Source organism: Nocardia anocheti, assembly GCF_029675105.1.
GTDB lineage: Bacteria > Actinomycetota > Actinomycetes > Mycobacteriales > Mycobacteriaceae > Nocardia.
In genome coordinates this window covers 167,160-186,392 of sequence record NZ_JAQQFV010000010.1, presented here as the reverse complement: position 1 = coordinate 186,392, position 19,233 = coordinate 167,160, and the positions used below count along the sequence as shown (strand labels likewise).

16 protein-coding genes and 1 pseudogene are annotated in these 19,233 nt (G+C 70.3%); 10 read left to right on the top strand and 7 right to left on the bottom strand.

From position 1 onward, the window contains the following. Positions 1-43: 43 nt before the first annotated feature. Positions 44-970: a universal stress protein gene (locus QC180_RS25575; RefSeq protein ID WP_278265364.1), complete on the bottom strand. Its 927-nt coding sequence runs from the start codon at positions 968-970 to the stop codon at positions 44-46. A 167-nt stretch (positions 971-1,137) separates the two neighbouring features. Between QC180_RS25575 and QC180_RS25570 the strand changes: the two genes are divergently transcribed. The 3 genes from QC180_RS25570 (at position 1,138) to QC180_RS25560 (ending at position 3,488) form a co-directional block, all read left to right on the top strand. Beyond that, entirely contained in the window at positions 1,138-1,659 is a 522-nt protein-coding gene (locus QC180_RS25570; protein ID WP_278265363.1) for a hypothetical protein, read from the top strand. Between the two features lie 22 nt (positions 1,660-1,681). Then, on the top strand, positions 1,682-2,542 hold the full coding sequence (locus tag QC180_RS25565) for a universal stress protein (protein ID WP_278265362.1): 861 nt from the start codon (positions 1,682-1,684) through the stop codon (positions 2,540-2,542). Between the two features lie 121 nt (positions 2,543-2,663). Then, positions 2,664-3,488 (top strand): hypothetical protein, encoded by an 825-nt coding sequence (locus QC180_RS25560; RefSeq protein WP_278265361.1) that lies wholly within the window; start codon positions 2,664-2,666, stop codon positions 3,486-3,488. Between the two features lie 52 nt (positions 3,489-3,540). On the opposite strand, the gene QC180_RS25555 is transcribed toward QC180_RS25560, so the two are convergent. Further along, positions 3,541-3,678, bottom strand: coding sequence for a hypothetical protein (locus tag QC180_RS25555; RefSeq protein ID WP_278265360.1), 138 nt, complete (start codon positions 3,676-3,678; stop codon positions 3,541-3,543). A 148-nt stretch (positions 3,679-3,826) separates the two neighbouring features. On the opposite strand from QC180_RS25555, the gene QC180_RS25550 reads away from it, so the two are divergent. Both QC180_RS25550 and QC180_RS25545 read left to right on the top strand, forming a co-directional pair. Then, a complete protein-coding gene (locus tag QC180_RS25550; RefSeq protein ID WP_278265359.1) occupies positions 3,827-5,020 on the top strand; it encodes a hypothetical protein in 1,194 nt (397 codons plus the stop codon). Beyond that, positions 5,017-6,291 (top strand): hypothetical protein, encoded by a 1,275-nt coding sequence (locus QC180_RS25545; RefSeq protein ID WP_278265358.1) that lies wholly within the window; start codon positions 5,017-5,019, stop codon positions 6,289-6,291. The genes QC180_RS25550 and QC180_RS25545 overlap by 4 nt, the downstream gene beginning before the upstream one ends. 1,155 nt (positions 6,292-7,446) lie before the next feature. Here the strand turns inward: QC180_RS25545 and QC180_RS25540 are convergent. From QC180_RS25540 to QC180_RS25530, 3 genes are read right to left on the bottom strand one after another with little or no spacing between them, the layout of a single operon-like run. After that, positions 7,447-8,118 carry a LuxR C-terminal-related transcriptional regulator gene (locus QC180_RS25540; protein ID WP_278265357.1) on the bottom strand — a complete coding sequence of 224 codons (672 nt, stop codon included), beginning with the start codon at positions 8,116-8,118 and terminating at the stop codon, positions 7,447-7,449. A 53-nt stretch (positions 8,119-8,171) separates the two neighbouring features. Continuing rightward, entirely contained in the window at positions 8,172-10,355 is a 2,184-nt protein-coding gene (locus QC180_RS25535; RefSeq protein WP_278265356.1) for a sensor histidine kinase, read from the bottom strand. Between the two features lie 52 nt (positions 10,356-10,407). Continuing rightward, positions 10,408-10,824, bottom strand: a complete 417-nt coding sequence (locus tag QC180_RS25530; RefSeq protein ID WP_278265355.1) for a hypothetical protein — start codon at positions 10,822-10,824, stop codon at positions 10,408-10,410. A 282-nt stretch (positions 10,825-11,106) separates the two neighbouring features. Between QC180_RS25530 and QC180_RS25525 the strand changes: the two genes are divergently transcribed. Both QC180_RS25525 and QC180_RS25520 read left to right on the top strand, forming a co-directional pair. Then, a complete protein-coding gene (locus QC180_RS25525; RefSeq protein ID WP_278265354.1) occupies positions 11,107-11,388 on the top strand; it encodes a hypothetical protein in 282 nt (93 codons plus the stop codon). Next, positions 11,385-13,070, top strand: a complete 1,686-nt coding sequence (locus tag QC180_RS25520) for an esterase/lipase family protein (protein ID WP_278265353.1) — start codon at positions 11,385-11,387, stop codon at positions 13,068-13,070. Before QC180_RS25525 ends, QC180_RS25520 begins: the two co-directional genes overlap by 4 nt. 69 nt (positions 13,071-13,139) lie before the next feature. Here the strand turns inward: QC180_RS25520 and QC180_RS25515 are convergent, their stop codons facing one another. Beyond that, positions 13,140-13,772 (bottom strand): NAD(P)-dependent oxidoreductase, encoded by a 633-nt coding sequence (locus tag QC180_RS25515; protein ID WP_278265352.1) that lies wholly within the window; start codon positions 13,770-13,772, stop codon positions 13,140-13,142. Continuing rightward, on the bottom strand, positions 13,769-14,704 hold the full coding sequence (locus QC180_RS25510) for an EamA family transporter (RefSeq protein ID WP_278265351.1): 936 nt from the start codon (positions 14,702-14,704) through the stop codon (positions 13,769-13,771). Before QC180_RS25510 ends, QC180_RS25515 begins: the two co-directional genes overlap by 4 nt. 78 nt (positions 14,705-14,782) lie before the next feature. Between QC180_RS25510 and QC180_RS25505 the strand changes: the two genes are divergently transcribed. The 3 genes and pseudogenes from QC180_RS25505 (at position 14,783) to QC180_RS25495 (ending at position 19,231) form a co-directional block, all read left to right on the top strand. Then, positions 14,783-15,661 carry a LysR family transcriptional regulator gene (locus QC180_RS25505; protein WP_278265350.1) on the top strand — a complete coding sequence of 293 codons (879 nt, stop codon included), beginning with the start codon at positions 14,783-14,785 and terminating at the stop codon, positions 15,659-15,661. 82 nt (positions 15,662-15,743) lie between these two features. After that, complete coding sequence (locus QC180_RS25500) at positions 15,744-16,898, top strand: metallophosphoesterase (RefSeq protein WP_278265349.1); 1,155 nt, start codon at positions 15,744-15,746, stop codon at positions 16,896-16,898. 189 nt (positions 16,899-17,087) lie between these two features. Next, a pseudogene (locus QC180_RS25495) lies at positions 17,088-19,231 on the top strand (catalase). Positions 19,232-19,233 lie beyond the last annotated feature (2 nt).

The window sequence follows — 19,233 nt, the reverse complement described above, 5'->3', positions numbered from 1 at the left end:
CGTCGCAGGGGCAACAGCCGACAGGGGGCTCGCGATCGTCTCGTCAACGACGGTCGCGCACGACGATAGTCGGGATCTCCGCCGAATGCAGCAGCGCGTTGCTGGTCGACCCGAGCAGCATGCTCGAGAACCCGCCGCGACCGCGACTGCCGACCACCAGCAGCTGCGCCGACATCGATTCGTCCAGCAGCGACCGCACCGGATGGTTGGCGACGACGATGCGCCGCACCGGCACGTCCGGGTACTTCTCGCCGTACCCGGCCAGGGTCTCGGCCAGATCCGCCTCGGCCGTCTGCCGACCCACCTCCCAACCGAACGCGGGCAGGTCCAACGCGGAGGAATCGCTGAACGCGTGCAGCGCGACCAGTTCCACCTTGCGCCGCGACGCCTCGTCGAAGGCCAGTTCCACCGCGGGCACGCTGTGGGCGCTGCCGTCGACACCGACGAGCACCGGCAGCTTCGCCGAGACCGGATCGATGGCCGCCATGCCGTGGATCACCGCGACCGGGCAGTGGGCGTGCTGGGCCACCGCGCGACTGACCGAGCCGAGCAGCCCCCGCTGGAACGCGCCCAGCCCGCGACTGCCGACCACCAGCAGCCGCACGTCACGGGATCGTTCGATCAGCAGCGGCGCGGCCAGCTCGAAGCTCACCTCGGTGGTGATGGTGAGGTCCTCGTCGGCGACGGCGGCGCGCGCGACCCGTTCGGCTTCCCCGACGACGCGTTCGGCGTCGTCGCGCAGCCATTCCAGATCCGCCTCGCCCAGGGACATCCCCGGCCCGATCCCGGTCTGGATCGCGCCGGAGGTGAGCAGGTGCAGGGGCAGGTGATGCAGGGCGGCTTCGGCCGCCGCCCACGCCGCGGCCTGATACGAGCTCGATGACCCGTCGACCGCGGCCAGCACGATCGGGGAACGGTGTTCGTGGGCACCGTGTTCGTTGTCGCCCATCATCGCTCCTGTCCTCGTCACGATCGCCTCGTCGTCTTCGAGCATCGTCGTGTCCGGGCCGCCCGGTCAGGGGCCAAGGTCCTCGGCCGGGTGGACCTTCGCCCCTGCCACCGTCCGGCCCCGCGCGCGAGGGTGATGAGCAGGATCTCGACCCATCCGCGGGAGCTTCCGCCACCGAATCGAGGAAGATGATGCGCGTTCTGATCGTCTACGAATCCATGTTCGGCAATACCGCCGTGGTCACCGAGGCCGTCGCCGCGGGCCTGCGACCGTATGCCGAGGTGACGATGTGCCCGGTCGCCGAGGCCGCCACCCGGCCCGCGCCGCTGGTCGACCTGCTCGTCGTCGGCGCGCCCACCCACGCGTTCGGACTCAGCCGCGCCGCGACCCGCCGCGACGCCGCGAGCCGCACCGAGTCCCCGGTCGAGGTCGAGGTCGGCGTGCGCGAATGGCTCGACGCCGCGCTGCCGCTGCCCACCCCGCGCCTGGCCGCCGCGTTCGGCACCAAGATCGCGCGTCCGCCGTGGCTCCCCGGCTCGGCCGCCAAGGGCATCGGCAACCGCCTGCGCCGACTGGGCTATCACCTCGTGACGCCCCCGACCGACTTCTACGTCGAGGACATGACCGGCCCGCTGCGCACCGGCGAACTCGGCCGTGCCACCTCGTGGGCGGCGCGGCTGGCCACGACCCGATCCGCGCTCCCGACCTAAGCCCCCGAGAAAGGCACCCACCATGTCCTCCACCCCGAACCCGCGGACCGTCGTGGTCGGCGTCGACGAGTCCGAGCAGTCGCGGATCGCGCTGCGCTGGGCCGCCGAACACGCCCACCGGCACCGCGCGCCCCTGCGGATCGTCTACGCCATCGATGTCCCGGTCGAGTTCGGTCCCGGCGTGGTCGCCCCGCTCTTCGACACCGAACGCCTGCGCGCCCACGGCGAGTCCGTGGTGGCGGCCGCGGCGACGCAGGCCGCCGAACACGCCGAGGTGACGATCTCGACCCTCGCGCAGGAGGGTCCGCCCGTCGCCGTGCTGCGCGAACAGAGCAGGTCCGCGCTGCTCGTCGTCGTGGGCAGCCGGGGCCTGGGCGCGCTGCGGCGCACGCTGCTCGGTTCGGTCAGCACCTCGCTGGCCCGCCACGCCGAATGCCCGGTCGCGGTGATCCCGGAGACCGAACCCGGCGCCCGCGGCGCGGTGGTCGTCGGCGTCGACGGCTCGGCGTGTAGTGCCGAGGCGGTCGCCCTCGCCTTCGACGAGGCCGCCCGCCGCGACGCCCGCCTGGTCGCGGTGCACGCCTGGTCGGAGTTCTTCCGATACGACGCGCGTCCCACCATGCAGACCCAGGGCGAATCGGTCCTGGCCGAGAGCCTCGCCGGATACGCCGAGAAGTATCCCGATGTCGCCGTCGAACGCGTCGTGGTGGAAGACCGCCCCGCCGCGGCCGTCCTCGCCGCTGCCGCCGACGCCCAACTGATCGTGGTCGGCAGCCACGGCCGAGGCGGTTTCGCCGGGATGACGCTCGGTTCGGTCGCCCAAGCCGTCCTGCACGGCGCCGACTGCCCTCTCATCATCACCAGGGGCGAATCCCGTCCCTGACCGAACTCCGGATCTTCCCTGTCGCGCCGAACCGCTCGCGCCCGCCATCGCTTCTCTGGTGCAGACGGCTCGCACCGGAGCAGGCGCGCGCCACAGCCACGGCACACCATGGGGAGCGCACATGCCCGCACAGAAGAGCGAGGCGATCCGATCGGTGGCGATCGCCGCGGCCGCCGTGCACAGCACCGGCGCCCAGGCCCGCGACCTGCTGCACGCGGCGGCGGCGAACACGCACGAGCAGGCCTGTCGGCTCCGGCGCGCGGCCGACGCCGAGCACCTCCGGGCGACGACCGCCGCCGCAACCGCCGCCACCCTGCGCATCCGGACACACGCCACCACGGCCGCGAACGCCGCGACCGAACTGCTCGATCGCGGCTACCTCGCCCTGGAAGTCCTGCATTTCGAGTCCGGCCCCACCGTCCCCGTGGTGATGCCCGGCCACGCCGATCCCGCCGGAGGCGTGATCGCCCTGCTGCTCAACCGCGTTCACGACGAGGCCATGGGCCGACACCTCGCCTTCCGCTGCTTCGACCCGACGCGCACCGCCAACTACCCGCCACCCACGGACGCACCGATCCTCGACGCGCGCCCCCACGACTACGACTCCTATCTCCTGGCGCTGAAGGGCATCGCCGCCGAACTCCGCCGACTCGACGAACTGATCGTCGACGCCGACCGGCGATGGCAAACCACGGACGCGGCCATCGCCCGCTACGTCCTCGAATCGGAAACCCGCCACCGCGTCCACACAGCCCTGCTCGTCCACCAGGAAGCGGTCGCCGCGAGCCTCCTCGCCCGCGTCGACCCCACCCACCGCCACGACTCCCCCACCCCGGCAACCCCGTCACCGATGCTGACGATGGAAGGCCTGATCGCCACCCACGAACTCGCCGTCCACCAACTCCGCCGCAGCGTCCGCGCGTACCTCGACGCGCACCGCGAGTGATCCGACGAACCACCCGCGCTGGCGAGTTCGACCACCCCAGCGTCACGGCATTTCATGCCCCACCACGGGTTTCGGCGGGCATCAGCAGCTCTTCAACCGGCCCGCGTGGTGTCGCGGCCACCGGCCCACCGCTGGTCGGCGCCCAACCGATACGGATGAAGACCTGCGCGCAGCCGTCGAGCGTGTGCACCTACCTCTCCGCGGAGCGGGCCGAACAGTACGCCGCCGAGTTCGAGACGCTCTTGGTGGAGGCGACATCCCCAATCAACACCACCGATAGAGCCTGTCCCCCAGCGTAATCCAGACTTCCGGCCACCTTCGAGCTACTGTCTTCGCTCATGGACGCGGTGCAAGTGCAGAAGAAGCTCGAACTCTCTCCCGACGAGGACTTCGTTCTCACCGCGTGGCAGTACCGGATGATGCAGCGCGACATCGCCGCGTCCAAGGGCAAGCATCTTCCGGCCAAGCGCGAGGTCCGCAACACCTTTCGCGTCAACGCGGTGGGCGCCATCACCCAGCGCGAGCAGGACGACTGGTCGCCCGTGGTCGCGGAGGTCGTCGGCCGGATCGGTGCCGACGGTGAGTCCCCGAACCTCGAGGCGCTCGAAGCCGCCGGGCCGGAGATCTCCTCGGTCGTGACGCGGCGCTCACGGGCCCTGCTGCTGCTCATCGACCTCTACGGGTTCGAGCCGTGGCTCGAGGGCAAGTGGGACAAGGCCGTTCGCGCCGAGGCGCTCAGTGCCGCGCACGCGTCGATGGATCAGCTGCATCCCGAAGACCTCCAGGCGGTGGAGACCGCGTACAAGGACGCGATCAAGAAGCTGTCGAAGGCCAGCAACTGGACCAAGTACGCGCTGCTCGCGGGCGCGGGCCTCGGACTCGGCATCCTCACCGGCGGCCTCGCGGCACCGGCCATCGCGGGCGCCTACGGTGCGCTCGTCCTCGGCTATTCGGGCGCGGTGGCCACCTCGGCGGGTTTGGCCGCCCTCGGTGGCGGTTCCCTCGCCGCCGGTGGTCTCGGCATGGCCGGAGGCGCCGCCCTCATCACCGGTTTCAGCGGCGCCCTCGGGGCCGGTGCGGTGACGTTCGCGGGGAAGGCCGCCGGGTTCACGGCCGCGCGGATCGCCGCCGATGCCATCCGTCTGCACGTCGTGACCCAGCTGGTGCTGCGCGATGTCGACGGCAACGAAGAGGCGGCCAAGGCCGTCATCGTCAGCCTCCGCGAGCGGGTCACCACTCTCGGCAAGACCGTCGTGACTCTCGCCGAGCGCATCGACACCCTGCGCGCGGAGCTCGAAGCCAAACAGGCGGAGGTGAACGCCGAGCGGGAGCGGCGGGTGGAGGCAGAGGATCGCGTGGCGCGGTTCCGCGTCGTCGCCGACCGGCTCAAGGAACGCGTGACGGGCCCCGGTGACGAGGAACTCCAGGCCCTGCTCACCGAACTCGAGGGCCTCGAGGACGAGAAGAAGACCGTGGAAACCCTGGCCCAGGGCGTGTCCGTGCTCGCCGACGACCTCGAGGAAGCGGCGTGAGCACGACCGGCGACCGGCCGTCACCGGTCGATGACGATGTCCTCGGCAATCTCGACGCCCTCACCCGCGATCTCGACGACATCGAGAAGCTCGCCGCCGCGGCACTGGCGGACACTTCCCTCGACCACGCGGCCGCCGAGCGCGTCACCAGCACTCCGGCGGAGCTCACCTATGCCGAACTCACCGCACACCACCGGCAGCGTCGCGAGGTCGAGGGCTGGGGCGAACCCGAGCTCGCCGACATTCTCGACCCGATCGCGCTCGCCCAGCTCGACGGTTGGCGAGCGGCGCAGCGATTGTCGTGGGAGCGCGGCGATCTGGTGGTCGTCGGGCTGTCGGCGCTCATCGGCGCCCTCGGCAATCTCTACGACGAGCACGTGGACGCCACGGTGCTCAGCGGCCTGTCCCACTTGAAGAACAGCCACTTGCTGCGCCGGTGGGAGAAGCAGACCGCCCGCCTCCCGATCGACTACACCGGCCCGAAGTTCGGCGGACCCGCGCACCGTGTCCGGTCCGCGGGCCACGACATCGGCCGGTTCTTCGCCGCGCTCCAGCAGATCCGCTCCGGAACCTTCGAGGGCACCTGGTGGGAGGACGGCCAGCGAATGATCGTCCCGATCACCGAGACTCGCTCCGGCCTACCGTTCGCGCAGGAATCCGCGCCCCATCTCGCCGTCGCCCTGCTGCTCAAGCACTGGGCGGCCGACTTCGTCACCCCGATGAGCCTCCCACTGCCCGGCTGGTCCCTCCTGTGCGAGATGCCCAGCCACGACCTGCGGACCTTCGCCAACAACGCCTACGCGGGCACGAACTCCGGCGACGGCCTGAATCTGCGCTCCGGCCTGCTCACCCCGGGTCTGGGAATGCTCGCCACCGAAGTCGTCCTGCGAACCCACACCCACCTCGGTGCCTACCGCGCCACCGGCACCGCCCGCCTCACCACCGCGGCCGCGGCCAAGCACACCGAAATGCTCCTCGCCGCCCACTCCGCGGCCGGAGCGATCAGCCTGTCCAAGACCGCCGCCGCGGCCCTCGCCGGTGAAACCGTCACCGCCGCCCGCCATCTCAACATCCCGGTCCTGCTGCGCATGGGCATGCTCGCTCTGAAAGTCCGCTCCGACGCCCAGGCCCGAGCACAAGCCGGTGCACCCTCGTGGGAGCGACTCCTCGCCGACGAAGCGGCCACCTGGACCTTGCCCGAGGCGATCACCCTCGCCGACCTGCTCACCGACTCACCCGACGGCGAGGTGCGCTCGCCTTCGGCGACGTAGGTGCCGATCTGGCCTCGATGATCGTCTTGCGCCGTCGAACTGCGGCACGGAGTCTATGCGGGTCGACGCGGCACCACGATGCGGGCTCGATCGCTGTGGCAGTACATCATCACGTCATCGCGAGTGTTCACGTTCGAGTCGTATTCGCACCTCCACGGCGCGATCGCCGACCGGCCCTCGGTGGTGAACGTCCGAACGATCCGGAGCGCCTCTCCACAGTCCACCTGCCCGGAATGGGTTCGCACCGTCAGTGGGGCATGTCCGAGCGGGGACGGCACCTCACCGCAGACCTCGCCGAATCCGAGTGTGCTCGTCGACGGGCAGAGATGTTCGACCGCGAGCCAGTTGAAGTCGCGAAACATCATCAGACCGTCGGCGAATCGCTGGGGGTCCTGCGCACGCAACATCCGTGCGGAATTCTCGAAATCCGTGCGGATCTGGCGTGCGATCTCGGATTCATCGGGACCCGCGCGCATCCCGGCGAGCGCTTTCTCGATCTTCTGGATTTCGCCGAGGATGAAACCCGCTGGGTCCGCCTGCGCCGCGATGGCTTGCCGGTCGACCTCCTCGAGATAGTCCTCGGCGGTGTCTTCACCGATCGACCCGCACACCATGCGCCCACTGGCACGCAGCAGGTGCGGTGTGACCGCGATCAGGCGCTCGTCCTCCCACATCATCCCGATCTTTCGGAAGACCGCGGCGTCGTAGCCACAGACCGCTTCGGCGAAGCGCGCGTCACCACCGGCCGGAACCGCGGTGTAGAGCTGCTCGATGAGCGCGGCGCGGATTCCTTCGGGCGAGGTGTCGATCGTCAGTGGAAGGCCGGACAGGGTTTCGAAGGTGTCGACGGTGGCGCGCGCCTGTTCCGCCACGCTCGTGCGGCTCCCGTTCCGCGGATCGGTGAACGGCGCGTTCATCATCGCCTCGACCATCTGGTCGACCGTCGAATTCGCCCCTTGCGCGTCGACACAACCCCGGTCGGCGCTCGAACTCTCACCGGCGATGCCGACCCCGGCGCACGAGACGAGCACCAGCAGCAGCATCGGTGCGAGGCATACGAAGGCGGTTCGACGCGACATGCTCGAAGTCTCCCGCGCGGGAACGACTTCGTCTGTAGAGCGTTCGGCCGACAGGCGATGCCGTGGCCCGATCCGCTCAGAGATCGTTCGGGTCGACCAGTCCGTCCTGGATGGCTCGGGCGACGAGGGCCGCTTTGGTCGACGCGGGTCTACCGATCTGTGCGTACTTGGTGCGAATCCGTTCCAGATGCGTGTTGACCGTGCCCGGGGCGATGAAGAGCCGCTGTCCGACAAGCGCTTTGGATTCGGTCTGGAACCACGCGAGCAGCACTTCGCGTTCGCGCGGTGACAACACCGGCCTGCTGGGACGGATGTCCTGTGTCATCGCCTGCGCCATGGTCGGGCTGAGATACGGACGGTCGGCGGAGGCGGCGTGGAGCGCGGCGACCAGATGGTCTCGACCTTCGAGTTTCGACAGGTAGGTGACCGCACCGAGGTCGAGACAGTCCAGCACGATGTCGCCGCGGGTGTGTTGGGAGAAGATGACCACCCGAAAGCCCCGCTGGACCAGGGTCGCGAGCGCGGAGAGGTCCGCGGTCTGTTCGCCGAACTGGAGATCCAGGACAACCGCCGAGACGGTGCTCGGGTCGACGGCGGAATCGGTGAGGAATTCCGTCGGGGTCGTGTAGTTACCGAGCAGTCGGATCGGACTGTCCGCGGTGGCACACCACCCGGCGATACCGGCGTGCACGACGGCATGATCGTCGATGACCGCCACGGTCACCGGCTCGTCGCCGCTGGGGATCACACCATCACCTCGATCACGCGCAATCCTTCGCTCGGTGGGCGCCGACCGCCGCGTCAGGTCAACGCGATGGTCGCCCACACCCACTCGCCGGAGTGAACCACGGTTCCGTCCGGTGCCACGCTCTGGGCCGCGCGCCGCACGGCCGGATCACAGTCACAGGTGATGCTGAGCGTCGGCTGTGCGGGTGCGGCGGTGACCACGATCTTGGCGTGGGTGTGCGCTCCCGCGAGCAAGATTATCGCTACGGTCAGCACCCTGGTGCGTTCTGCGGGATCGAGGTCGGGAATCACCCCGACGACAAGTGTTCGCACTGCCACACCACGCGATTCGGCGGTGGTGACGGCCGGAGCCAGTTCGTCGAGGAGGCGATTCCCGCCGGGGTCGTCGGTACCGAACAGGCGGCGCAGCCGCACCGATTCCAGCAGACAATGCGCGCGCGTCGTCGGGTCTCCGACACTGTCGGGGCGCTCGGCGAGTCGGTGCAGCAGCGGCAGCAGGCTGCTCGAGAAGCGGTGGTAGCGGTCGCGTCGATCCTGGCGCACCGCGTCCTCGGTCTCCGTGCGGATCCGGAGGTCGGTGATCTCGGTACTGATCTGCTCGGTACGGGCGACGGCGTAGCGCACGAAGTCGCAGAACCCGATGGCGACGGCCTGGATGACGGTCACGCTGATCACCGTGTACAGCACCGACGACGACCCGATTCCCGTGCCCGCTGTCACCGCGGTCGTCGCGATGCCAGTGACCCACAGCGTCGCGAGCAGGACGAAACCCCGTCGGCTGCCACGGGTTACCGACAGCGCCGCCAGCTGCCAGCCCAGCGCGGCCACCGCCCAGTTCCGGCTGGTCGTCAGGTCTTCGGTGTCCAACAGCAGAACTTGCAGGGACCCGAGGGCCACCACGGCGACGGCGGTAGCCCACCACACCGGCTCGGGTAGTCCGAACCGGATATCGGCGAACGCCAGCAACGTCGCCGTCATGGCCGCGGCGATGATCGCGGCTTGACCGACGGGATGCGCGGCCGCGAGTGCCGTGTGCCCCTGCAATCCGGTGACCAGGAACGCGATGAGGACGAGCCCGTATCCGTAGCCGTTCAACAGACGACGAGCGACATCGGCTCGCGCTCGGATCGGCACCGGAGTCGCACGGCCCCAGCGGATGTCGATGATCGTGCCGAACCCCGGCCGGGAGCTGAGCTCGACCTGGACGCCGACTCCGGCGAGCCTGCGCAGGATCGAATGGCGCACACCGTAGTGCCCGGTCAGGAGGGCGGGATCGTCGATGTCGAAGCCGATGCCGTCATCGCGCACCCGCACGAAATCGTCCCCGAGCTCGATGACGACACTGTCGGCCCCGGCGTGCCTGTCGACGTTGGTCAGCGCCTCCCCCACCGCGGCGACGACGGCCATCTGCGCGTCGGGGGCGAGCGGCGTCGTCATCGAGCCGATGAAACGCACTGGTGTCGTGGACCATTCGGCTCGTTCGCGGAGTCGAGCTTCGAGATCTCCGCCGTCGATCAGGTCGACACCGTGTTCGACGGCGCGCAGGTCACGCCGCAGTTGTTCGGTGAGCCGGTCGGGGGCGAGGATCGCACCCTGGCCGAGCATCATCAGTGTCGATGCCGCCGTGTCGTGCAGGGTCGCCCACTGTTCGGCTTCGGCGGCGGTGCGGGCCTCGGCCACTTCCGTACCGATTCTGACGGCGGCCAGTTCGGTCAGCGCGTTGTCGGTCAGCGATGCCGCGCGCAGCACCAAGATCCGCAATGCGCCGGTCGCCGCCCACTCCACGATCAGGAAATCGAGACTGAAGATCGTCCACGGACGGTCGACCTCGGGCACGAAGGCAGCGCCCACCGCCCACGAGCCCATGACGAGCAGCGTCGCGGGCAACGACCACCGGTACGGCCGTGCCATCGAGAACGACACCACGGCCGTCCCGGCCACCGCGAGCATCGGGCTTGCCGCACGGGTGAATTCGGCTCCCGTCACCAGCCATGGCGTGCACAGCAGGTAGACGGCGACGACTCCCAATTCCCACGCGGGTCGCCACCGGCCGAGTCGCCAGTTGATCAGCGCCCACAGCAGCAGGGACAGGTGCACGACCGCGGCGACGGTCCAACCGGGGCGCTGCATCAGGGACACGACCGCGACCAGCGCCTCGATACCCCACAACACCGTCGCCGCGATGCGGTCGATCCTGGCCCGGACCGTGGCGACGGTCAGCGGCTCGGCGAGGGTCATGTTCGATATTGTCCGCACGGCCGCCCCGTCTGTCCGCCGGACGGACCCAGGCTCAGGACGATCCGGCCGAACCGGTTCCCACCCCGGTGCCCGGCGTCGACGGCGCGGAGCCCTGGCGCGGCACCGACCCCGCCAGCGGGGAACCACTGACGGTCACCGTCCGCTTGCCCTGCTCGAATCCCCGGCACGACCAGTTGATCACGTAGCTGCCCGCTGGCACGTCCACGAAACCCACCGATGCCGAGCCGCGGGCGGGCACCCGGGTGGCCGGTGTCCGGAACGAGACGGGCCCGGCCGCGTACGCCTCACAGGTGGTGATGTCGTTGTCGTTGTTGACGAAGGTGAAGGTCAGGCTGTTGGCACCCGTCGCGGTCTGCAACGGGACGGCGGCCTGCGCGGCGGGTGCCAGCAGGATCGGAATACCCAGGGCGCCAGCGGTGATCATCGAAGTCCATGTCGTCTTTCGCATGAACCCATCGTCGGCGGATCGTGCGATCCGCTGTATCCGCCGGTCGACCGACAACCCGCGGCGACCCACCTGCGCCGCCGTTCCGTTGTTCGACGGATACCGCGTCACACGACAACGCCCCACCATGAGGACATGAATAGGTGGCAGGCACGCCGCGCGACGACAGCGGCAGCCGCGTTCGTCGCAACCGCGGCGGCGATTTCCGCTGGGTGCGCTGCGGAGAGAACAGAGAGCCCGACCGATGGTCTCGGGGCGACATCGGCTCCCGCTGGTGTGCCGCAGGTGAATCGAGAAGTGGCCGATCGGATCAATGCTGATCTCGCGGCGGGTTCCACGACCTCGATCCTGCTGCCCGAGGGAGTCGTCGCGCCACCGGAGACCGTCGCCGCCCTGACCGCCTCGGCTCCGTGGGAGTTCGACCTGTCCGGGGTCCGATATCTCGGCGACGACTCCGCCGCCGTCGCGGTGCACACGTCCGGGCCCGAGGCCGCGTCCTGGCTGGTCGTCCTGGTTCTCCAGGAGGGTGCCTGGCGGATCGCGACCAGTCACCCGGTGCGGCGGTGACGCCGAAAGCGGTGGCGGCCGCCTTTCTCGCGCTGATGATGCTGCTCGGCTCGGCGATCGTCATGTCTCCGGTGGCCCCGGCCGCACCGACGTGCGACGACGCCGGACACGACGACCAGATCTCCCGGCTGCGGCCGGATCGACATCCGCTGGTCTTCGTCCACGGCTGGCTCGGCGACGGCAACGGCTGGTCGGTCACCGCGGAGATGATCGAGGATCGGTTGCCGGACACCTTCCTCACGATGTCGTTCGATTATTCGGCGGCCAACTCCGAGTGGGCGGCGTCGCCGCGGATCGCGGGCTGTCTGGCGCAGTATCTGCGGCGGATATCCCGTGCGCAGCAGGACATGGGTGGCGCGGGCAAGATCTTCGTCGTCGGCCATTCCCTCGGTGGTCTGGCGGCCCGGTTCGCGTCGAGCGCAGACTACGGCGGCTCGCCCTCCGTCGGCGCGGTGCTGGCCGGGATCACCACGATCGCCACGCCGCACCTCGGCTCCGCGTGGGGCGACACCCGCATGGCCGCGGCATGGCAGTCGTGGCACGAGATTCCGGCCGGAAAGGTTCCGGGATTTCTCCGGAGCCCGGACTCCCACGCGGCGCGATGTCTGGCCCGCCACGACGAGCAACGCCGCCTCCCTGACGGCTGTGCGTACCCGCCCTACGCGCCCCAGCGTGTTCCGGTGAGCCAGATCGCGGGAAACACGGTGCTGCACCGAACTCTGCTCGGCGAGCCGTTGCACGATCTCGATGTCCACGGTGACGGGATGGTCACGGTCCGCTCGGCGACCGGGTATCTGCCCGACTCCGGCGCGCCGGGTGTCCCCTCGCCGACGCCGAACGGACTCGTGCGCACCGTCACCTGCCGCCAAGACACCGAGGTGGCGCCGGACACCCTGCGAGGCGGCGGTATCGCCAAGGATGTCGCCTTGCGCGCAGTCGCCCAAGCCGTCGCGGCGAACGACGCGTTGGTCGATCTCGGGAGCGGATCCGATGAGCTCTGGCCGTCGCGAGCCGGAATGCTGCTGGCCGTCGCGACACAGCTGGAGTGCGGCCACAACCAACTCGTGTACCACCCCGGCGCGATGGACGGGTTGGCCGACGCGTTGCGCGCGCAACTGGCCGAGCTCGGGAAAGCGCCGAAGATCATCACCCTGCGCCCGTTCGCCGCCGACGGACAACTCGCCCCGGAGTGGACCGTCGACAGTCGCGATCCGGGCCCGATCGATTGCGGGACCGGTCGCGCCGCGACGGTGTCGGTCGAGGACGGCATCTACCAGTGCGCACCGGACGCTTCCGGCGTGAATGCCTGCGTGGTCGCCGGTTACGAGGCGACCTGTCTGGGCGATCCCTTCACCAAGACGGTGCTGCGGGGCCCTTCGACCCGACGACCGCCCGGAGGTGTTGTCGCCCCGGCCGATCCGGTTCCGACCGCGGTCGTTCTGGACGACGGGACGCGGTGCCGCCTGCGGGTCGGCGGTTCGTGGCCGGTCCGCACCGCGACTCCGGCCCTCTCCGGCCGCTACTTCTGCCCGGGCGGCACCGGATTCCGCGCCCTGTGGAGCCGCGGCCCCGGCCCCGGGTACACCGAGACCGCCGACGGCTGGATGGTCGAAATGGGCGGCACCACAGGCATTCTGGAACCTCGCCGCATCGTAGAGGCCTATTACGTCGGCCTGCGCTGACCCGATCGCGGACCACCGCCGTACCGCCCACGAAAGATGCCGTCACGGGTTCTCCGGGCTCGTGTCGGTTCAGTAGGCCACGGTGAAATGGGTTTCCGGGTGGGGGTTTTCGAGTTCGTCGAGGACTGCTACCGCCAGGTCCTCGGCGGAGATGTGGGAGGTGCCGGTCGGGGTGGTGAGCAGGGTGGTGGTGCCGCGGCGGTAGGTGGCGGTGCGGGGGCCGGGTTCCAGCAGGGCGGGTGGGCTGAGGTAGGTCCAGGGGGCGGGGTGGGGGCGGCAGGCGTTCAGTTGGGCGAGGCTGGCGGCGGCGATGGGGCGGAGGGGTGGGGGGACGTGGTCGGGGCTGTCGAGGACGAGTAGGTCGGCGGTGCCGGGGACTCGTAGGGGTGCGGCGCCGCCGATGACGAGGATGCGGGTGTCGGTCGCGGCGGCGGCGTCGAGTAGGGCGGTCGTGGTGGCGGTGACGTAGTGTTCGTGGCCGGGGGCGGGGCGGGTCGCGGCCACGATGGCGTCGGCGCCGTCGAAGAGTTCGCGCATCCGGTCGGTGTCGGTGGCGTCGCCCACGACGGCGACGGCGCGCGGTGGGAGCGTGACCGGTCGTTCGGTGCGGAACACCGCGATCAGGTCATGACCTCGGTGGGCGGCCTCGGTGATCACGCGCGAACCGACCATGCCCGCGGCGCCGACAACGGCGATCTTCATCGAATCATTCCTTTCGGTAGGGACTTCGGGACAGTGCGGACGGGGGCGGGGAGCTGACCCGCGACGATCGCGGCGAGCGCGAGCACGAACCCCGTGAGCTGGAGGGGGCCGAGGGTTTGGCCCAGTAGGACGGCGCCGAGGATCGCGGCCACCAGCGGAGACAGCAGGACGAGCACCGCGACGGCGGTCACCGGGAGTGCGCCGACCCCGCGGAACCACACGATGTAGGCGAACAGCCCGCCCACCAGGCCCATCCAGAGGTAGCCGAGGGCCGCGTCGGCGTCGATCGCGGGCGGGGCGCCCTCCAGCACGAGGGTGAGGGGCAGCAGGAACAGGCCACCGGCGGTGAGTTGCCAGCCCGCGAAGGCGGTGGGTCCGATGCCGGGTGGACGTCCCCAGCGTTGGGTGAGCGTGAGGGCCAGCGCCATCGCTCCCGCACAGCCGAGACCGGCCACGACGCCGACGAAGTCCAGGTCGGCGTCCGGCCCGATCACCACGAGTCCGACCCCGGCCACGCCGATCAACCCCCATGCCAGCCGCCAGGCCGACAGGCTCTCGCGCAGCACCGGCACGGCCAGCAGCGCCACCGCGAGCGGCTGCGCGGCCGCCAGGGTCGCGGCGACTCCGCCGGGGAGGTGTTCGGCGGCGAGGAACAGTAGCGGGAACGGCAGGCCGATGTAGAGGACCCCGAGTGCCACGGCCCGCCACCACCAGGTCCCGCGCGGCAGGATCCGGGTGCACGCGAGGGCGATCAGGCCCGCGGGCAGTGCGCGCAGCAGGCCCGCGAACACGGGATGGCCGGGCGGGAGGAGTTCGGTGGTGACGATGTAGGTCGTGCCCCAGGTGATGGGGGTGAGCGCGGTCAGCGCCGTCAGCGGCAGGTTCCCGGAACCGGTCCGGAGGGAAACCGCCTCCGCTGCTGAACTTTTCATACCTCCATCTCACCGGGATCCGATCCATGAATCCAACACATGTTCGTCACCGCAACGATCGTGATCCAAGATGGATGGATGGAGCTTCAGCAGCTGCGCTATGTCATCGCCGTCGCCGAGACCAGCAGCTTCACCCGGGCCGCCGAGCGATGTCTGGTGGTCCAGTCCGCGCTCAGTCACCAGATCGCGCGTCTGGAACGGGAACTCGGCGCGCGGCTGTTCGAGCGGACCAGTCGTCGGGTGCGGTTGACGCCCGCCGGGGAGGCGTTCCTCCCGGCGGCCCGGCAGTGTCTGGAGGCGGCCGAGCGGGCGGCCGCGGAGGTCGCGGCGGCGGTGGGTGAGGTTCGGGGGCGGCTCGCGGTGGGGCTGATTCCGTCGGTCACCGCGGTGGACGTGCCCGCCGCCCTGCGCGCATTCCGGGTGCGGCATCCGCAGGTGCGGATCAGTCTGCGGGCGGGGGCCAGCGAGCGACTGACCGAGCTCGTCGCGCAGGGCGGCCTCGATGTGGCGTTCCTGGGGCTGCCGCCGACCGCCCCGCCGCGCGGGGTCAGTGCTCACGAACTGGTCCGCGACCTGCTCGTCGCGGTGGTCGCGCCGACCCATCCGCTCGCCGACGCCACCGCTGTCGACCTGCGCGCCCTCTCGTCGGAGGTCTTCGTCGATCTGCCGCCGGGGACCGCCGGACGCGCCCAGTCCGACCTGGCCTTCGCCGCCGCCGGGCTCGACCGTGACGTGGCCTTCGAAGTGACCTCCGCCGACTACATCGCCGGTCTGGTCCGGCAGGACCTGGGGATCGCCCTGCTCCCCTCACGCTGGGTGCCGCAGCTGAGCGGGGTGGTGACGGTGGAGGTCACCGACGGGCCTACCCGGGTCGAGTACGTCGTATGGGGACGATCCACTCACACGCCCGCAGCGGCGGCCTTTCTCGATGTCCTGGATGTCCCGGTCGGCGGCTAGTCGGCCGGACCGGACATGATGGGGCCATGCGTTCTGGTTTCGTCGCCGCCGCGGCGGCCGTGTCGTCGGAAAGGTCGCGCCCGTGCTGCGTCTCGTGATCGCCGCGGCGGTCCTCGGTCTGATCCACCTGCTGCTGCATCGTCGGCTCGTCCGGGCCACCGGTCTGCGCGGACGTTGGGCGGTGGCGGCCGATGGTGTGCTGGTCGCCGGTTGGGTGCTGGCGATCGCCGGAATCCTTGTCGGCGCGGAGATCTCACCGCATCCGTGGCGGCCGCTGGGATTCCTCGGTCTGACCTGGCTGGCGGTGGTGTTCTACCTGGTGCTCGGCCTGGCCGTGCTCGGCGTCGTGCTCCTGATCCTGCGACTGGTGGCCCGATTCCGGGGTGAACCCGGTGCGGACGGGCGGCGGCGGTTCCTGCGGGTCGCCACCGCGGTGATGGTCGTGGCGGCGGTGGGCACCACCGCGTATGGCGTGGTCGAGGCCGCCGCGCCGCGGGTGGTGCGTCAGACGGTGGCGCTGCCCCGGCTGCCGGAGGAATTCCGTGGTGTGCGGGTGGCGGTGGTCAGCGACATCCATGTCGGGCCCGCGCGGGGCGCCGAGTTCACCCGGCGGGTCGTGGAGATGGTCGAGCGGGAGCGGCCCGATCTGATCGCGGTGGTCGGCGATCTCGCGGACGGCACCGTCGGCCGGGTCGGCGACGACCTGCTGCCGCTGTCGGAGCTGCGCGCGCCGCTGGGTGTCTTCGCCGTTTCCGGGAACCACGAACAGATCTCCGACGATGTCGGCGACTGGATGCAGTATTGGAAGTCGCTCGGGCTCACCGTCGTGAACAACTCGCGTGTGGAGGTCCGGCGCGGTGCCGCCGTCATCGACGTGGCCGGGGTCTACGACTACAGCAACCGGGCACCCTACGAGCCCGATCTCGACGCCGCCCTGGCCGGTCACGCGCCGGACCGCTTCGTCCTGCTCCTGGCACACCAGCCCAACCACATCGCCACCGCCGCCGCGGCGGGCGTCGACCTGCAGGTGTCGGGGCACACGCACGGCGGACAGATGTGGCCGCTGCGGAGCATCGTCGAGTGGGTGCACGACACCGAGGTCACCGGTCTGGACACCGTCGAGGACACCACGCTGTTCACCACCTACGGCGCGGGAGCCTGGGGCCCGCCGGTGCGGGTCGGCGCGCCACCGGAGGTCGCCATCCTGGAACTGGTGCCCGCGCCGAAGTCCTCCTGAGGCCACGGTCGGTTCCCAGCAAACGGGCGAGCCACACTGCTGGTCGTTTGCTCGCGGGGATGCGGGGAATGCGCCGTGTTGACCCGCCGGTGGCGACCACAGCCCCTCGCTCCGACGGTTCGGGCGTGTTTCCGACCGACCCGAGAACGGACCCTCTCGTTCTCGCCCCGCGCGAAGGGACGACCGACCATGACCGACGTACCCGCCGAATTCACCCGCCCGCTGCCGCCACCGGACGAGGACCCGGACAACCCGTGCGGTGAGCCGGGTCCCGCCCCCGACCAGGAGGGGCCCGCCCTGCGTGGGCCCACCGGTGAGCCGATTCCCGGCGACGCTTCCGTCCGCGCTCAGCAGGGCGGCGCGCTGACCACCGCGCAGGGCCTGCGCATGGCCGACACCGACCACGCGCTCAAGGCGGGCCCGCGTGGCCCGGTGCTACTGCAGGACTTCCACCTGCGCGAGAAGATCACCCATTTCGACCACGTGCGCATCCCGGAGCGGGTCGTGCACGCGCGCGGCGCCGGTGCCCACGGCGTCTTCGTCGCCAATGGCGCGGCCGCGTCGCTCACCCGCGCCCGGTTCCTCGCCGCCGACGCGCGCACGCCGGTGTTCGTCCGATTCTCCACCGTGCTCGGTTCCCGGGGTTCGGCCGACACCGTGCGCGACACCCGCGGCTTCGCGGTGAAGTTCTACACCGAAGAGGGCGTCTACGACCTGGTGGGCAACAACATCCCGGTGTTCTTCATCCAGGAGGCCATCAAGTACCCCGACGTCATCCACGCGGGCAAGCCGCACCCCGATCGCGAGATCCCGCAGGCGCAGTCCGCGCACGACACGTTCTGGGACTTCGTCACGCTGCACACCGAGGCGACCGCGCACACGTTCTGGAACATGTCGGACCGGGGGCTGCCGCGCTCCTACCGGATGATGGAGGGCTTCGGCGTCCACACCTTCCGGCTGGTCGCCGCCGACGGCACGACCAGTCTGGTGAAATTCCACTGGAAGCCGCGCCTGGGCGTGCACTCGCTGCTGTGGGAGGAAACCCAGCTCACGGCCGGATTCGATCCCGATTTCCATCGGCGCGACCTGGCCGACGCGATCGCGGGCGGATTCGCGCCCGAATGGGACCTGGGCGTGCAGGTCTTCCCGGACACACCCGAGCACGTCTTCGAGGGGATCGATCTGCTCGACCCGACCAAGATCGTGCCCGAGGAGATCGCGCCCGTGCAGGTGATCGGCACGCTGCGCCTCACCGCCAATCCGGTGAACTACTTCGCCGAAACCGAACAGGTCGCGTTCTGCGCGAGCCATCTGGTGCCGGGGATCGAGGTCACCGACGACCCGCTGCTCCAGGGCAGGCTGTTCTCCTATCTGGACACCCAGCTCAGCAGACTGGGCGGTCCGAACTTCGCCCAGCTGCCGATCAACACCCCACACACCGGCATCGACGACATGTTCCGCGACGGCATGCACCAGACCGCCGTGCACCCGGGCGTGGCCCCCTACAAGCCGAATTCCCTGGGCGGCGGCTGCCCCTATGCCGCGAGTCTGGCCGGTGAGGCCTACGTGGAATCACCGACACCCATCCCACCGCCGACCGCCAAACTGCGGACCTCCGCCAACACCCCCGACACGGTCTCCTTCGCCGACCACTACTCCCAGCCGCGCCTGTTCTACCGCAGCCTCACCCCGGGCGAACAGCGACGTCTGGCCGATGCTTTCGCCTTCGAGCTGGGCAAATGCTCCGCCCCCACGATCCGTCAGCGCGGTCTCCAGATGCTCGTCAATGTCGATGAGGAACTCGCCGCCTACGTCGCGGGCCAGCTCGGCCTGGACACCCCTGCTCCCGATGCCGAACGCGTCGAGCTGGCGCCGAGCCCAGCACTGTCGCAGCGAGACGCGGCGCGTTCCCGCTCGACGGCCGCACAGTCGCGATCGTCGTGGACGACGCGACCACTTCCGCGACACTCGAGCAGGTCCGTACCGCGCTGCAACAGGCACACGTCCGACCGCTGTTGGTCGCCGCGCACGGTGGGGAGATCGCCGGTGCCCCGGTGGATCGGACCTTCGCGACCATGCGTTCGGTGGAATTCGACGGGGCGCTGTTCCTGTCGGGTCCGACCGATCCTCGAGTCGATCTGCTCGTCGCCGAACTGTGGCGCCACGGCAAGGCGATCGCCGCCGTCGAGACGGCGGTACCGGTCCTGCGCGGCGTCGGCGCCGATCCGGAGGCACCGGGCGTCACCGTCGGTGAGCCCGGCCCCGCCACCGATCAGCTGCTGACCGACGTCGGCGAGCACCGCGCCTGGGCTCGAATCGAGGAGTCCTCGTGACC

Bases quoted from the DNA above. Each gene is read 5' to 3' on its own strand.
- QC180_RS25570 (WP_278265363.1), top strand. From the start codon at position 1,138: ATGATGCGCGTTCTGATCGTCTACGAATCCATGTTCGGCAATACCGCC.
- QC180_RS25565 (WP_278265362.1), top strand. From the start codon at position 1,682: ATGTCCTCCACCCCGAACCCGCGGACCGTCGTGGTCGGCGTCGACGAG.
- QC180_RS25560 (WP_278265361.1), top strand. From the start codon at position 2,664: ATGCCCGCACAGAAGAGCGAGGCGATCCGATCGGTGGCGATCGCCGCG.
- QC180_RS25550 (WP_278265359.1), top strand. From the start codon at position 3,827: ATGGACGCGGTGCAAGTGCAGAAGAAGCTCGAACTCTCTCCCGACGAG.
- QC180_RS25535 (WP_278265356.1), bottom strand. From the start codon at position 10,355: ATGACCCTCGCCGAGCCGCTGACCGTCGCCACGGTCCGGGCCAGGATC.
- QC180_RS25530 (WP_278265355.1), bottom strand. From the start codon at position 10,824: ATGCGAAAGACGACATGGACTTCGATGATCACCGCTGGCGCCCTGGGT.
- QC180_RS25515 (WP_278265352.1), bottom strand. From the start codon at position 13,772: ATGAAGATCGCCGTTGTCGGCGCCGCGGGCATGGTCGGTTCGCGCGTG.
- QC180_RS25510 (WP_278265351.1), bottom strand. From the start codon at position 14,704: ATGAAAAGTTCAGCAGCGGAGGCGGTTTCCCTCCGGACCGGTTCCGGG.
- QC180_RS25505 (WP_278265350.1), top strand. From the start codon at position 14,783: ATGGAGCTTCAGCAGCTGCGCTATGTCATCGCCGTCGCCGAGACCAGC.